The 14092-nt window shown below is 75.0% G+C and carries 13 protein-coding genes and 2 pseudogenes; 4 read left to right on the plus strand and 11 right to left on the minus strand.

The features are described 5' to 3' along the window. From B7P34_RS31910 to B7P34_RS31940, 8 genes and pseudogenes are all read right to left on the minus strand, one after another. Positions 1-153, minus strand: a pseudogene (locus B7P34_RS31910) (sulfate adenylyltransferase subunit CysD); the annotation flags it as partial. Further along, on the minus strand, positions 150-707 hold the full coding sequence (gene cysC, locus B7P34_RS31915; RefSeq protein ID WP_106681674.1) for an adenylyl-sulfate kinase: 558 nt from the start codon (positions 705-707) through the stop codon (positions 150-152). The gene cysC and the pseudogene B7P34_RS31910, both read right to left, overlap by 4 nt. Further along, entirely contained in the window at positions 704-1393 is a 690-nt protein-coding gene (locus B7P34_RS31920; protein WP_106681675.1) for a phosphoadenylyl-sulfate reductase, read from the minus strand. The genes cysC and B7P34_RS31920 overlap by 4 nt, the downstream gene beginning before the upstream one ends. Continuing rightward, positions 1390-1581, minus strand: coding sequence for a hypothetical protein (locus B7P34_RS31925; RefSeq protein WP_106681676.1), 192 nt, complete (start codon positions 1579-1581; stop codon positions 1390-1392). The genes B7P34_RS31920 and B7P34_RS31925 overlap by 4 nt, the downstream gene beginning before the upstream one ends. Further along, positions 1578-3278, minus strand: coding sequence for a nitrite/sulfite reductase (locus tag B7P34_RS31930; protein WP_106681677.1), 1701 nt, complete (start codon positions 3276-3278; stop codon positions 1578-1580). The genes B7P34_RS31925 and B7P34_RS31930 overlap by 4 nt, the downstream gene beginning before the upstream one ends. A gap of 184 nt (positions 3279-3462) precedes the next feature. Further along, positions 3463-3546 (minus strand): putative leader peptide, encoded by an 84-nt coding sequence (locus B7P34_RS39845; protein WP_353620284.1) that lies wholly within the window; start codon positions 3544-3546, stop codon positions 3463-3465. A gap of 106 nt (positions 3547-3652) precedes the next feature. Then, positions 3653-4234 (minus strand): GNAT family N-acetyltransferase, encoded by a 582-nt coding sequence (locus B7P34_RS31935; RefSeq protein ID WP_106681678.1) that lies wholly within the window; start codon positions 4232-4234, stop codon positions 3653-3655. Between the two features lie 426 nt (positions 4235-4660). Beyond that, positions 4661-5908, minus strand: a complete 1248-nt coding sequence (locus tag B7P34_RS31940; protein WP_223268430.1) for a helix-turn-helix domain-containing protein — start codon at positions 5906-5908, stop codon at positions 4661-4663. A 316-nt stretch (positions 5909-6224) separates the two neighbouring features. Between B7P34_RS31940 and B7P34_RS31945 the strand changes: the two genes are divergently transcribed. From B7P34_RS31945 to B7P34_RS31960, 4 genes are all read left to right on the plus strand, one after another. Further along, on the plus strand, positions 6225-7313 hold the full coding sequence (locus B7P34_RS31945) for a YihY/virulence factor BrkB family protein (RefSeq protein WP_223268431.1): 1089 nt from the start codon (positions 6225-6227) through the stop codon (positions 7311-7313). Between the two features lie 200 nt (positions 7314-7513). Further along, a complete protein-coding gene (gene rsgA, locus B7P34_RS31950; RefSeq protein ID WP_106681681.1) occupies positions 7514-8608 on the plus strand; it encodes a ribosome small subunit-dependent GTPase A in 1095 nt (364 codons plus the stop codon). Positions 8609-8891: 283 nt separating this feature from the next. Beyond that, positions 8892-10385 carry a DNA-3-methyladenine glycosylase 2 family protein gene (locus tag B7P34_RS31955; protein WP_106681682.1) on the plus strand — a complete coding sequence of 498 codons (1494 nt, stop codon included), beginning with the start codon at positions 8892-8894 and terminating at the stop codon, positions 10383-10385. 3 nt (positions 10386-10388) lie between these two features. After that, positions 10389-10898: a methylated-DNA--[protein]-cysteine S-methyltransferase gene (locus tag B7P34_RS31960; RefSeq protein WP_106681683.1), complete on the plus strand. Its 510-nt coding sequence runs from the start codon at positions 10389-10391 to the stop codon at positions 10896-10898. A 33-nt stretch (positions 10899-10931) separates the two neighbouring features. On the opposite strand, the gene B7P34_RS31965 is transcribed toward B7P34_RS31960, so the two are convergent. The 3 genes and pseudogenes from B7P34_RS31965 to B7P34_RS38995 form a co-directional block, all read right to left on the minus strand. Continuing rightward, entirely contained in the window at positions 10932-11414 is a 483-nt protein-coding gene (locus tag B7P34_RS31965; protein ID WP_106681684.1) for a DUF456 domain-containing protein, read from the minus strand. 139 nt (positions 11415-11553) lie between these two features. Continuing rightward, positions 11554-12213 carry a helix-turn-helix transcriptional regulator gene (locus B7P34_RS36960; protein ID WP_146166990.1) on the minus strand — a complete coding sequence of 220 codons (660 nt, stop codon included), beginning with the start codon at positions 12211-12213 and terminating at the stop codon, positions 11554-11556. Positions 12214-13598: 1385 nt separating this feature from the next. Then, a pseudogene (locus tag B7P34_RS38995) lies at positions 13599-14092 on the minus strand (hypothetical protein); the annotation flags it as partial.

The raw sequence follows: 14092 nt of genomic DNA on the forward strand, positions 1-14092 counted from the left end.
CGCCAGATGCAGCATGACGATGGAGTCCTTGCCCCCGGAGAACAGCAGCACCGGCCGCTCGAACTCCCCCGCCACCTCCCGGAAGACATGCACCCCCTCCGACTCCAGCACATCCAGATGCGACAACACGTACGGACTGTCCGGAACGCTCATGCCAGCCCCCTTCCCACCAGCAGCGCGTGCAGCGCCCCGGCCGACTCCGCGACGCTCTGCGCGTGCGCCTCGATCCGCAGGTCCGGATCGGCCGGCACCTCGTACGGATCGTCCACACCCGTCAGCCCGGACAGCTCACCCGCCGCCTGCCGCGCATACAGGCCCTTCACGTCCCGGGCCGAGCACACCTCCAGCGGGGTGGCCACGTGCACCTCCAGATAGCCCGTGCCCCGCTGCTGGTGGTGCTTGCGCACCGCCTCGCGGGAGTCCGTGTAGGGGGCGATCACCGGGACGAGCACCTTCACGCCGTGCGCGGCGAGCAACTGCGCGACGAAGCCGATGCGCCGCACGTTGGTGTCCCTGTCCTCGCGCGAGAAGCCCAGGCCGGCCGAGAGGAACTCCCTGACCTCGTCGCCGTCGAGCACCTCCACCCGGTGTCCCTCGCCGCTCAGCCGCGCGGCCAGCGCCCGGGCGATGGTCGTCTTGCCCGCGCTCGGCAGGCCGGTGAGCCAGATCGTGGCTCCGCTCATCCTCTGCTCCCGCTCCTGTGTCATCCGTGCAGCCCGCACTCGGTCTTGGCGAGCCCCGACCACCGGCCCGCGCGCGCGTCTTCTCCCGACGCGATCCTGCGCGTGCACGGAGCACAGCCGACGGAGGCGTAGCCGTCCATGAGCAACGGGTTGGTGAGCACGCCGTGTTCGGACACGTACGTCTCGACGTCCTCCTGGGTCCAGCGGGCGATGGGGGACACCTTCACCTTCCCCCGCCGCGCGTCCCAGCCGACGACGGGCGTGCCCGCGCGGGTCGGCGACTCGTCGCGGCGCAGCCCCGTCGCCCAGGCGTCGTACGCGGCGAGCCCGCGCTCCAGCGGCTCGACCTTGCGCAGCGCGCAGCACAGGTCGGGGTCGCGGTCGTGCAGCCGGGGCCCGTGCGCGGCGTCCTGCTCGGCGACGGTCGCGCGGGGCGTGAGCGTGATGACGTTGACGTCCATCACGGCCGCGACCGCGTCGCGGGTGCCGATCGTCTCGGGGAAGTGGTAGCCGGTGTCGAGGAAGACGACGTCCACGCCGGGCAGGGCGCGGGAGGCGAGGTGGGCGACGACCGCGTCCTCCATGGAGGAGGTGACGCAGAACCGTTTCCCGAAGGTCTCGGCCGCCCAGCGCAGTATCTCGGGCGCCGGGGCGTCCTCCAGCTCGCGGCCCGCCCGTTCGGCGAGCGCCTGCAGATCGGTGACGGTCATGACGTGATGTCCCCTTCGCCGGGTACGGGCGCGGGGCCCCGGCCGCGCGGGGCCAGCAGCCCGAGGAACGACAGGCGGAACGCGCGGCTGCAGGAGGTGCATTCCCAGGCCCCGTGCCCCTCCTCGGAGGGGCGCAGGTCCTCGTCGCCGCAGTAGGGGCAGTAGAAGGGGGCGGCGCGTCCGCTCATGACAGGTCCGCCTCCGTGGCGCGCGCGGCCCAGGCCGCGAACCGCTCGCCGTCCTCGCGCTGTTCGCCGAAGCGGGTGAGCACCCGCTCGATGTAGTCGGGGAGTTCGTCGGAGGTGACCTTCAGGCCGCGGACCTTGCGGCCGAAGCCGGCCCGCAGCCCCAGAGCCCCGCCCAGGTGCACCTGGAAGCCCTCGACCTGGCGGCCGTCCGCGTCCAGCACGAGCTGGCCCTTGAGGCCGATGTCGGCGGTCTGGATCCGGGCGCAGGCGTTGGGGCAGCCGTTGATGTTGATGGTGACCGGCTCCGCGAAGTCCGGCAGCCGGCGCTCCAGTTCGTCGATCAGCGAGGCGCCGCGGGCCTTCGTCTCCACGATCGCGAGCTTGCAGTACTCGATGCCCGTGCAGGCCAGCGTGCCGCGCCGGAAGGGGGAGGGCGCGACCTGGAAGCCGAGCGCCTCCAGTCCGGCGACGAGCGGGTCCACCTGCTCGCGCGCCACGTCCAGGATGATCATCTTCTGTTCGACGGTGGTGTTGAGCCGGTCCGAGCCGTGCGCCGCCGCGAGTTCGGCGAGCTTGGTGAGGGTGCTGCCGTCCACCCGGCCGACGCGCGGGGCGAAGCCCACGTAGAAGCGGCCGTCCTTCTGCTCGTGCACGCCCATGTGGTCGCGCCAGCGGTTGCTCGGCTCGGCCGGCGCCGGCCCGTCGGTGAGCTTCCGCTTCAGGTACTCGTTCTCCAGGACGTCGCGGAACCGCTCCGGGCCCCAGTCGGCCATCAGGAACTTCAGCCGGGCGCGGGTGCGCAGGCGGCGGTAGCCGTAGTCGCGGAAGATGCCGACCACCCCGGCCCACACGTCCGGGACGTCCTCCAGCGGCACCCAGGCGCCCAGCCGTTCGCCGAGCCGGGGGCTCGTCGACAGCCCGCCGCCCACCCAGACGTCGAAGCCGGGGCCGTGCTCGGGGTGCACGACGCCCACGAAGGCGATGTCGTTGATCTCGTGGACGACGTCCTGCGCCGGCGAGCCGGAGACCGCGGACTTGAACTTCCGCGGCAGGTTGGAGAACTCCTTGCTGCCGATGTAGCGGCGCTCGATCTCCCGGATCGCCGGCGTGCCGTCGACGATCTCGTCCGCCGCGATCCCCGCCACCGGCGAGCCGATGACGACGCGCGGGCAGTCGCCGCACGCCTCCGTCGTCGACAGCCCGACGGCCTCCAGCTTCTCCCAGATGGCGGGCACGTCCTCGATGCGGACCCAGTGCAGCTGGATGTTCTGCCGGTCCGTGATGTCGGCCGTGCCGCGGGCGTACGTCTGCGAGACCTCGCCGATCGCGCGCAGCTGGGCCACGGAGAGACGGCCGCCGTCGATGCGGATCCGCATCATGAAGTACTCGTCGTCCAGCTCCTCCGGCTCCAGGACCGCGGTCCTGCCGCCGTCGATCCCCGGCTTGCGCTGGGTGTACAGGCCCCACCAGCGCATCCGGCCGCGGAGGTCCGCGGGGTCGATGGAGGCGAAGCCTGCCTTCGAGTAGATCGTCTCGATGCGTGTCCGCACATTGAGACCGTCGTCGTCCTTCTTGAACTGCTCGTTGCCGTTCAGCGGGGTGAAGTGGCCCACGGCCCACTGGCCCTCGCCGCGGTGGCGGCCGGCCTTGCGGCGGGTCGGGGCGGCGGCCGGCGATGTGTCAGAGGTGGCAGCCATGGCGGTGTGTCCTTCGGTGGCCTGCGGGTAGCCCGCGGAGCCCGGCCCGGCGGGTGCGGGGCGGCGGGCTGCGGCGGAACTGCGAGGGTGCGCAAGGGAGACGCTCGTCCGCGGCATCGGGGACGGCGGCAGAGCGGGCGAATGTCAGGGAGCGGCAGTGCTGGTGCGAAGTGGTGCTGAGACGTCAGCCCGCCGGACAGATGGCGCTGGACACGCGGACGAGGTCGACGTGACGCCGACTCACCAAGACGATTCCAGCTCCGGACATGACGGCAGCGTGGCACGGCGGGATCCGGCCAGTCCACCGTTGTCCGTAATGCGGACGAACCCGTCCCGGATGGCGGGACGGGTTCGTCGGTGGGGTCGGTCTCCGGTCAGGCGTGGGCGCCCGGCCAGGGGCCCGGGGTCGCCGCTTCCGGCTGCTCCTCGGACTCTGTTTTGAACACGCGGAAGCCGCGGCGCTCGTAGTTGGCGACCGCGTGCTCGCCGTCCAGGCTGCAGGTGTGCACCCAGACCCGCTTCGTCGGCGCCAGGTCCGGCCAGCGGTCCGCCAGGTCCCACGCGCGGGCGGTGCCGTACGAGAGCAGGTGCCCGCCGATGCGGCGGCCCCGGAACGCCGGTATCAGGCCGAAGTAGACGATCTCGACCGTGCCTTCGCCCTGGGCCTCCAGCTCGATGTAGCCGGCCGGCGTCCCGTGCTCGTACGCCACCCAGGTCTCGACCCCGGGCCGCGTCAGGTGCGCGCGCCAGGTCTCGTAGGGCCACGGCAGCCGGTCGAGCCACGTGATGTCGCCGCCGACGGCCGTGTAGAGGAAGCGGCTGAACTCGGGCGAGGGCGCCTCGGCGCGGACGATCCGGATGCCGGACGCGCTGTCCGGCTCTTGGACGGCTACGAGGTCGCCGGGCGAGGTCTGCTCCAGCGACCAGGTGGTCACGGTGGTCGTACGGTTGCTCATGCCTCCAGCCAACCACGGCCGGGGCGCGGGGGGCGCGGGGCCGCCCCAGGGTGCGGGGCGGCTCGGCCGCCGGTGGCTTTCGTTCCGCCGCAGCGGCGCCCAGCCACCGTGGTGGTGTCCGGCGGTGCCGTGCGGCCTCGGGTGGTCCGGCACCGCCGGAAGCGTCGCAGCGGGCTGGTCGCCGTCGCGGCGGAGGGTGTGGCCGGGGCTGGGGCCGGCTGGCTCGGGCGGGCCGCCGGTGGTTGTCGTTCCGCCGCAGCGGCGCCCAGCCACCGTGGTGGTGTCCGGCGGTGCTGCACGGTTTCAGCGGTCCGGCACCGCCGGAAGCGTCGCAGCGGGCCGGTCGCCGTCGCGGCGGAGGGTGTGGCCGGGGCCGGGGCCGGGGCCGGGATGACTCGGGCGGATCGCCCCGCCCCCGCCCGCTCGTCAGCGGCGGGCCCGGTCCGCCAGGACGACCGGGGCCGTTGACGCGGGGAGGAGGTCCGCCGGGCGGGGCGGTACCAGCAGGCGGACGTCGACGTTTTCCGCGAAGCGGTACGGGCGGTGGCTCAGCACGCCCGCCAGCGTGCGTCGCATCCGCGACATTTCGGCCCGTACCGTCACCGTCCGGGACGCGTCCCCGAACAGGTCCGCCGCGAGCTCCGCCGCGGACCGCCCCCCGGGATGCCGGGCCAGCACGTACAGCAGCTCGGCGTGGCGGGGGCTGAGCTCCTGGGACCACTCGCCCGCGGCGCCGGCGACCGTGACCGTCCAGCGGCGCGGCCCGCTCACGTCCAGCACGACGCGGCTGGGCACGAGCTCGGCCCGGGGCGCCTCCTCCACCCGCACCAGCCAGCCGTCCGGCAGGGGCGCGAGCGAGCACAGCCCCAGCGACGGCAGCCACGCCCGCCCCGCCTGGACGGACTTGGGCAGCGCGACCCGGCCGACCGGCCCCATGCCCGTCACCGCCGCCGCCCACCCGTCGCGGTCCACGACCAGCGCCCGGCCGCCCACCCGGGCCAGCATCGGCGCCGCGACCGCCCGCAGCCGCTCGACCGACTCCCAGTGCCGGACCCGCAGCTCCCCCTCGCCGACCTTGGCGACCGCCGTGACCAGCGGCAGCGTGGCCGGGTTGAAGGCGGGCGCCGGACCGCTCACGTTCAGCACGCCGAGCAGCCGCCCGTCGCGCGGGTCGTGCAGCGGGGCGGCCGCGCAGGACCACGCGTGGTGCGTGCGGACGAAGTGCTCGGCCGACCGCACCTGCACCGGGCGCCGCTCCACCAGGGACGTGCCGATGCCGTTCGTGCCCACCAGCTCCTCGGCCCACGACGCGCCCACGTCGAAGCCCAGCCGGTCGGCGCCGCGCAGCACGCCCCGGTTCCCCTGCCGCCACAGCACCAGGCCCTCGGCGTCCGTGACGGCCATCAGGTGCCGCTCGACGTCCACGACCGAGCCCAGGCCCTCGCGCAGGTGGGTGAGCAGGCCCCCGAGCGGCGAGCGCTGCCGCCGCTCCTCGACCTCGTCGGTGGCCAGCCGCGGGGAGGAACCGCCCGTCTCCGGGTCGACCCCCCGCAGCCGGACGCGGTGCCAGGACTGCCCGATCAGCGGGCGCGGCGGGACCGGGGGACGCGCGTCCCCCAGGCAGGCCTCCCGGACGGCCGGCAGCAGGGCTTCGTCGGTGGTTCCGCGGTTCACGTTGCCATGGTGCCGTTCCGCGGGCCCGCCCGCGGGGCATCCACGGGATTGCAACTCCATGCAACCGTTGCGCGGGGCCGCGCCGCGGGCGGATGGTGAGGGTGAGCGGCCGGAGGGTGGTGCCGAGTCGGCGCAGCATCACCCTCCACCGGACGCTTTTCCCGCCCCCGTCGCCCGCCTGTTCGGCCGCTGTGCGATCCCGGGTGGCCAGGGCGGATACGGTTAGACCGTGCAGGCAGCAAATGAATCACCGGGGCGTCGGGCCGGCCGGCTGCACAGGGCTCGCGTCCTGTACCGAAATGTCTCGAAACGCAGGATGGCGTGGCTCCTTCTGAAGGACACCGTCAACTCCTGCATCGAATACCGCGTGACCGGGCTCGCCGCGGAGGCCGCGTTCTTCACGCTGCTCTCCCTGCCGCCGTTGCTGCTCGGCCTCCTCGGCCTGCTCGGCTACCTGGACGCGTGGACCGGCACCAACACCATCGGCTCCATCCAGGAGAACATCCTCAAGGCGTCCGCGACGGTCCTCAGCGACAAGGGCGTCAACGAGATCGCCCGGCCCCTGCTGCGGGACGTCACCAAGGGTCGCCCCGACGTGATCTCCGTCGGCTTCGCCATCGCCCTGTGGTCCGGCTCGCGCGCCGTCAACGTCTTCGTCGACACCATCACGATCATGTACGGGCTGGAGGGCAAGCGCGGCATCGTCCGGACCCGCCTGCTCGCCTTCCTCCTCTACGTCGTCGCCCTCCTGATCGGCGCGGTGGCCCTGCCGCTGATGGTCGCCGGGCCCGAAGCCGTCGAGGACGTCGTGCCCTGGAGCGGCGACGTGGTGCGGTTCCTCTACTGGCCCGTCGTCATCCTGCTGTCCATCGTCTTCCTCACCACGCTCTACCACGTCTCCGTGCCGGTCCGTTCGCCCTGGCAGGAGGACATCCCCGGGGCGCTCGTCGCCCTGACGATGTGGGTGCTCGGCAGCTTCCTGCTGCGGATCTACCTCACCCACACGGTGGAGGGCCTGACCATCTACGGGTCCCTCGCCGCGCCCGTCGCCGTCCTCCTGTGGATCGGCGTCTCGGCCTTCGCGGTGCTCGTCGGCGCGGCCGTCAACGCCGCGCTGGACCGCGTGTGGCCCTCGGTCGCCACCGCCGCCGCGCGCGCCGACGTCGACCGGCTGCGGGCCGCGGCCGCGGCGCAGGAGGCGGCCGAGCGCGCGGCCCGCGCGATGGAGGCGAGCCTCGCCGACGACCTCGACGAGGACGGCCCGGACGAGGGCGTGATCGGCCAGGACCGCGAGCCGCCCTCGGAGTTCCCCGAGCGGTGGGCGCAGTTCCTGCCCCCGGACGACGTCCGCTCCCGGATCCAGAAGGAGACCCACCAGCCGAAGCACGCCAAGCGGCGGGACTGACCGAACCGGAGAGCCGGAGCAGGGGCGCGCGAAAAACCCTTCGCGCGCCCCTTTCCGCTGCGCCTAGGATCACCCCACCGCGAAGGACGCGTGTCCGCAAGGACGTACGGAGAGGAGGCGAGGACCGATGACTGCCACGGCCCGCACCCGGACGCCGATCACCTCGATCACCTCCCTCTCCTCCTTGAAGGAACACCGTCTTGAGTTCGCTCTCCCACTCTCTCGCTCCCTACGGCTGGGACGAAGGGTTCGCTGACAGCTACGCCCCGCACGCCGCCGAGGGCGTCGTCCCCGGCCGGATCGTCCGCGTCGACCGCGGCCGCTGCGACGTCGTCGTCCCCGCGCCGGACGGCTCCGGCGTCCGCACCGTGCAGGCCGACGCCGCGCTCGTCACCACCGGTGACCCGCTGTCCGTCATGTGCACCGGCGACTGGGCCGCCGTCGACACCGTCCGCGGCTACGTCCTCGCCCTGCTGCCCCGCCGCACCGCCTTCGTGCGGTCCACGTCGTCGAAGCGCTCCGAGGGCCAGGTCCTCGCCGCCAACGTCGACCACGCCGTCGTCGCGGTCTCCCTCGCCGTCGAGCTGGACCTGGGCCGCGTCGAGCGGTTCCTCGCCCTCGCCTGGGAGAGCGGTGCCGAGCCGCTGGTCGTCCTCACCAAGGCCGACCTCGTGCCCGACCCCGTCACCCTGGGCCACCTCGTCGCCGACACGGCCGCCGCGGCGCCGGGCGCCCAGGTGCTCGCCGTCAGCGCGGAGACCGGCGAGGGCCTCGACGTCCTCGCCGCCTCCCTGGCCGGCGGCACCTCCGTGCTCCTCGGCCAGTCCGGCGCCGGCAAGTCCACGCTGGCCAACGTCCTGGCCGGCGAGGACGTCCAGGACGTCAACGCCGCCCGCGACCGCGACGGCAAGGGCCGCCACACCACCACCACGCGCACCATGCTCCGGCTGCCCTTCGGCGGCGTCCTGATCGACACCCCGGGCCTGCGCGGCGTCGGCCTGTGGGACGCCGGAGGCGGTGTCGCGCAGGCGTTCGCCGAGGTCGAGGAGCACGCGGCGAGCTGCCGCTTCCACGACTGCGGGCACGCCGGGGAACCGGGCTGCGCGGTGCTGGCGGCCGTCGCCGACGGCGCGCTCGCCCAGCGCCGCCTCGACAGCTACCGCAAGCTCCTGCGCGAGAACGAGTGGATCGCCGCCCGCACGGACGCCCGCCTCCGGTCGGAGATCCGCCGCGACTGGAAACGGAAGACGGCGGAGGGCCGCGAGGCCGCTGCGCGGAAGCGGGGCGGGCGGTAGTCCCTCCGTACGGGCCGGGGCGGGCTCGGCACCGCCGGTCCGCGCCGTCGTGGCTGGTCGCCGTTGCGGCGGGATCTTCTCCGCCGCGACGGCGGGACGTCCGGCGGCGGTCGTCGGCGGTGCCGGAACCACCCCGGCCCGCGGGGCCGTACCGTGCGCCGCGCGGGGTTCGGCACCGCCGGCCCTCACCCCGGCCCGGGGAGTCCATGACGCGCCCCGCGGTCGCGACGCCGCCGTCCGATTTCCGCCAGTCGCCCGCGCGGCGATACCGCAGACTGGAGCCATGGACGACGAGTCCCGCTACCAGGCGGTACACAGCAGAGACGCCCGCTTCGACGGCGAGTTCTTCCTCGCCGTGAAGACCACCGGCATCTACTGCCGTCCCAGCTGCCCCGCCGTGACCCCCAAGCGGCAGAACGTCCGCTTCTACCCCTCGGCCGCCGCCGCCCAGGGCGCCGGCTTCCGCGCCTGCCGCCGCTGCCGCCCCGACGCCGCCCCGGGCTCCGCCGAGTGGAACGTCCGCGCCGACCTCGTCGGCCGCGCCGTGCGGCTCATCGGCGACGGCGTCGTCGACCGCGAGGGCGTCGCGGGCCTCGCCCGCCGCCTCGGCTACAGCTCCCGCCAGGTGCACCGCCAGCTCACCCAGGAGCTCGGCGCCGGCCCCATCGCCCTCGCCCGCGCCCAGCGCGCCCACACCGCCCGCGTCCTCCTGCAGACCACGGACATGCCCGTCACCGGCATCGCCTTCGCCGCGGGCTTTGCGAGCGTCCGCCAGTTCAACGACACGATCCGCGAGATCTACGCGGCCACCCCCAGCAGCCTGCGCGTCCGCAAGGGCCCCCGGCGGACCGGCGCCGGCATCCCCCTGCGCCTGGCCCACCGCGGCCCGTACGCCGCCGCAGAGATCTTCGGCTACCTGCAGAAGCGCGCCGTCCCCGGCGTCGAAGAGGTCCTCGGCGACCCCGGCGCCCGGCTCTACCGCCGCACCCTGCGGCTGCCCTACGGCACCGGCGTCGCCGAGGTCCGCGAGCCCCGCCCCGCGGGCGGCCGGCACGGCGCCTGGCTCGACTGCCGGCTCCACCTCACCGACCCCCGCGACCTGGCCACCGCCGTCCAGCGCGTCCGCCGCCTCTTCGACCTCGACGCCGACCCGTACGCCGTGGCCGAGCGCCTCGGCGCCGACCCGCTGCTGCGCCCGCTCGTCGCGGCCCGGCCCGGGCTGCGCTCGCCCGGCGCCGCCGACGGCGACGAACTGGCCGTGCGGGCCGTCCTCGGCCAGCAGGTGAGCGTCGCGGCCGCGGTGCGCCTCGGCACGGACCTCGTCGCCGCGTACGGCAAGCCGCTGCCCGCACCCGACGGCGGCCTCACCCATCTCTTCCCCGACCCCGGCACCCTCGCCGACGCCTCCCTCGACGGCCTCGGCATGCCGGACACCCGCAAGCACGCCCTGCGCACCACCGCCACGGCGATCGCCGACGGCGCCGTCCGCCTCGACCCCGGCGCCGACCGCGACCACGCGACGCAGGCCCTCCTGGAGCTCCCCGGGATCGGCCCGTGGACCGCCGGCTACATCCGCATGCGGGCCCTCGGCGACCCCGACGTCTTCCTGCCCGGCGACGCCGGCGCCCGCCACGGCCTCGCCGCCCTCGGCGCGGACCCCGCCGCCGCCGAAGCCTGGCGCCCCTGGCGCTCGTACGCCCTCCACCACCTCTGGCAGGCGGCCGCCGGCCCGGCCCCCGGGCCCGCTTCCGCCACCCCGAACAGCAAGGACTCCTGAACCATGACCACGCTCCACACCGAGATCGCCAGCCCCCTCGGCCCGCTCCTCGTCACCGGCCGGCCGTCCGCCACCGCCCCCGGCGGCACCGCCCTCACCTCCCTGTCCGTGCCGGGCCAGAAGAACGCCCCCGCACCGGACGGGATCCGCGACCACGCCGCGTTCGCCGAGGCCGAGCGGCAGCTCACCGCCTACTTCGCCGGCGAAGCCCGGGGCTTCGACCTCGAATTCGCCGTGGAGGGCACGGAGTTCCGCCGCCGCGTCTGGGACGCCCTCGACGCCGTCCCCTACGGCGCCACCACCACCTACGGTGAGCTCGCCGCCCGGATCGGCGCCTCCCGCGCAGCCGTCCGCGCGGTCGGCGGGGCCGTCGGCGCCAACCCGCTGCTCGTGCTGCGCCCCTGCCACCGGGTGATCGGCGCGGACGGCTCGCTCACCGGCTACGCGGGCGGCCTGGACCGCAAGCGCGTGCTGCTGGCGCTGGAGGCCGCGGGAGCGCCGACGACGGCCTGAGCGGCGCCCGGACCCCGGCCCGGCCCGGGCTCGTCAGCCCCACACGACCGCGCCGATCCACCCGCCCACCACCAGCAGGCACGCGAACAGCTCCACCAGGACGCTCGTGCCCAGCGCCCGCATCACGTTCCGCGTGGACGCCCACGCCGCGCCGTGCCCGCCCAGCCGCTGCCGCTCCACCCCGTACAGCCCGCCGACGAAGCCGGGCACCGCGCCCAGCACCGGGAGCACGAAGAAGCCGGCGATCCCGGCGACCCCCGCCACCAGGAAGGCGCGGCGCGTGATGCCCGCGCCCCTGAGCCGGCGGGGCGGCAGCAGCCAGCTGACGGCCTGCTCCAGCAGCAGCACCCCGGTCGCCCCCGCGAGCACCGCCCAGGCCAGGGCGGACCGGTCGGTCATCGACCACCACAGCACGCCGGCCCAGACGATCGGCGGTCCCGGCACCCCCGGGGTGACGACGCCGAGCAGGCCGAGCAGCATCACGAGGCCGACGAGGAGCAGCTGCCACGTCCCCATGCACCAAGGTTGCCGGAAGGCGGGCGGCGGCGCTCCCGGACGAATGCGGCCACCGTGGCCGACACGTGCCCCGGCCCGTCCCCGGCCGACCTCGGCTCTTTACGGCTTTTCACGGCCGTCCCGGCCGGTGCGTGTCGTCTCAGCCCTGCGGCCGGCGGGCGGTCGTCCAGCCGTACGCCGCCGCGTGCCACCCCAGCTGCAGCCGGGTCGTCACCCCGGCCAGCTCCATCAGCCGCTTCACCCGGCGCTGCACCGTCCGCAGCCCCAGCCCGAGCTGCTTGGCGACGCTCGCGTCCGTCAGCCCGTCCATGAGCAGGGAGAGCACCTCCAGGTCCAGCGCGTCGGGTCCGGCGGGAAGGCCGGCGGGAAGGGCCTCCACCGCCCGCCGCCGGGCGGCGTCCGCACAGACCCGGACCGGGAGGGCCTCGTTCCAGATGTCCTCGAACAGGTTCACCAGCGTCGAGAGCAGCGGGCCCCGGTGGACCACCAGCGCCGCCGGCTCGGGCACCTCGCGGAGCCCGGCCGTACCGGCGGTACGGGGCGTGAAGGGGAGTAGCGCAATTGCGCGGTCGGCAATCACCAGTTCGGCAGGAATGCGGTCCGCAACACGTATCAGGGTGGGATCCCCGGCATCCGGCAGGGCGGTGAGCCCCGTACGTTCGACGACCGTGCGACGGGGTATGCCGGAGCCTGTGTCAGACGAAGCGGATGGACTTCCCGCGAGCAGCGTGCATATTTCCACGGTCGCCCCGCGGCGCAGGCGCACGAGCCGTTCGTCAACGGCGCGTGCTCCCGTCACCAGTTCCACACCACCGTGTCCGGCGGACTGCCGCCGCTCCTTTTCCGTCCCCCCGCAGCGGCTCATCTCCCGGACTGCGGAAGGCACTTCCCGTTCAATGTCCAGTCCAATGGCGCCAAGCACACGACATCCCTCCCCGCGACCGCTTTTCGACTCGGTCATCATCCCCGGGTGAGGTCCGCCGTGCACTCTTCCCGTATGCCCCAGAGTATGGACAATAAGGGCATGAGCCAGCAGGGGGACCCGCGCACCGGCCAAGAGGACGCCTGGTGGGGCGAGTTGTACGACAAGAATGCACCGGACATCGGATCCGCCGCCGGGGACGACAGCAGCCTCGACGAGCGATTCACCTCCGCCTCGGCGGTGGTGCGGGCGGAAGCCCGTGGTGAACGGCCGAAACGCACGCAGAGGGCGGTGCGGGCGCCCAGAGCGGAGCCGCCCGATCCACCGCGGCCCCCGGATCCGGTCGCCGTTCCCCCGAGCGGTCTTCCCTCCTTGCCGAAGGGATACGGCGCGCCGCGCGCCCGGGGTGTTCCGGGGCGTTCGGAATTCACGCCGCCGCCCCCGCCCTCGGGTGCGGAACGCCTCTCCGACGGGCCGGTCCCCGGCCGTACGGCGCGCGTGCCCCTGCCGAGGATCCCCAAACCACCGGATCTGCACAGTGCGGGACTCCTGCCGGAGCTGCTGGAGAAACCGCAGAAGTGGCGGAAGGCGGATCCGCGCAGGCCGTCCGAAGTGCCGCGGCAACCAGAGGATTCCGCTCCGCCGGAGCGGAGGGATCCCCGGGACCGGCCTGACCGCCCGGATCTCCCGGATCGCCCCGACCGGCGGACCGGGGCGGCCCAGCCGCCGGGATCCATGGGCGCGTCCGCCCCGGCGGCCCCCGCCCGGCGGACGAGGCCGGCACCGGACGGCGCGCTCCCGGAGCCCCCCGCCGCCCGCGCCCCGCGCCCGGCCCGCACCGAGCGTCCGCCCAGCACCGAGCGTCCGCCCCGCTCCGAACGCACGGACCGCTGCGAAGGCGCGGACCTCTTCTTCGGCGGCCGCACCCCGCGTCCGCCCCGCCCCGAACGGGCCGAAGGCGCAGACCGGGCCGAGCGCCCGGAAGACCGCGCAGGCACCGGCCGCGCGACACGCCCCACAGGACGGAACGCGCCCCGGTCCGGGGCCGGTGACGACCGCGCGGAGGACCCCGGCACCACGGAAGCCACCGGCCGCGCGCCTCGCACCGGAGACCGGAAAGGCACCGGTGCCGGGTACGGACGGGCCGAGGGCCCGGACGGTACGGAGCCGGCCGGCGGCCGGCACTCGGAGGACGCCTCCCCGGACCGCCTCGCAGGCCCGGAGGAGCCCGGCTGTCCGGATGGCGGCGAACCGGCGGAGAGTCACACCGACACGAAGCCCGCCGCTCGCCGGAACCCTCCCCGCATCCAGGTGGACGTCCATTCCCCGGGCCGGGCCGAGCTCCCTGAGGGGGCCGGTTCCGCTCCTGACGGCGACGGGTCCCCGGAGCGCCTTGCCGGCACGGACAGGGCCGGATACGCGGAGGTCGCCGAGCAGCCCGGGAGCCGGAACGAGGCCCGGCCCGCCGATCCTGGTCGCGACGGGCCCGGGAGCTCCCTCAGCCCGGCGCCGGGCCGGTCGGCGTTGCCGGAGCGGCCGGAGCGCCTCAGGCGGACCGGGCGGCTGGAGCGGCCGACCAGGCCCGTACGGGCCGAGCGTCCCGTACGCCCGCCGAGGCCCCCCAGGCCGGAGCCGCTGGAGCCGCCCGCGCCGCCCGACACGTACGAGCGCACCGAGCTCCCCGGCCAGTCCCTCCCGGCCGTGCCGGCGAAGCCCGCCCCCGGGGCGAGCCCCTCGCGGACCCGGGGCGCCCAGC

Source organism: Streptosporangium nondiastaticum, assembly GCF_003011965.1.
Taxonomy (GTDB): Bacteria; Actinomycetota; Actinomycetes; order Streptomycetales; family Streptomycetaceae; genus Streptomyces; species Streptomyces nondiastaticus.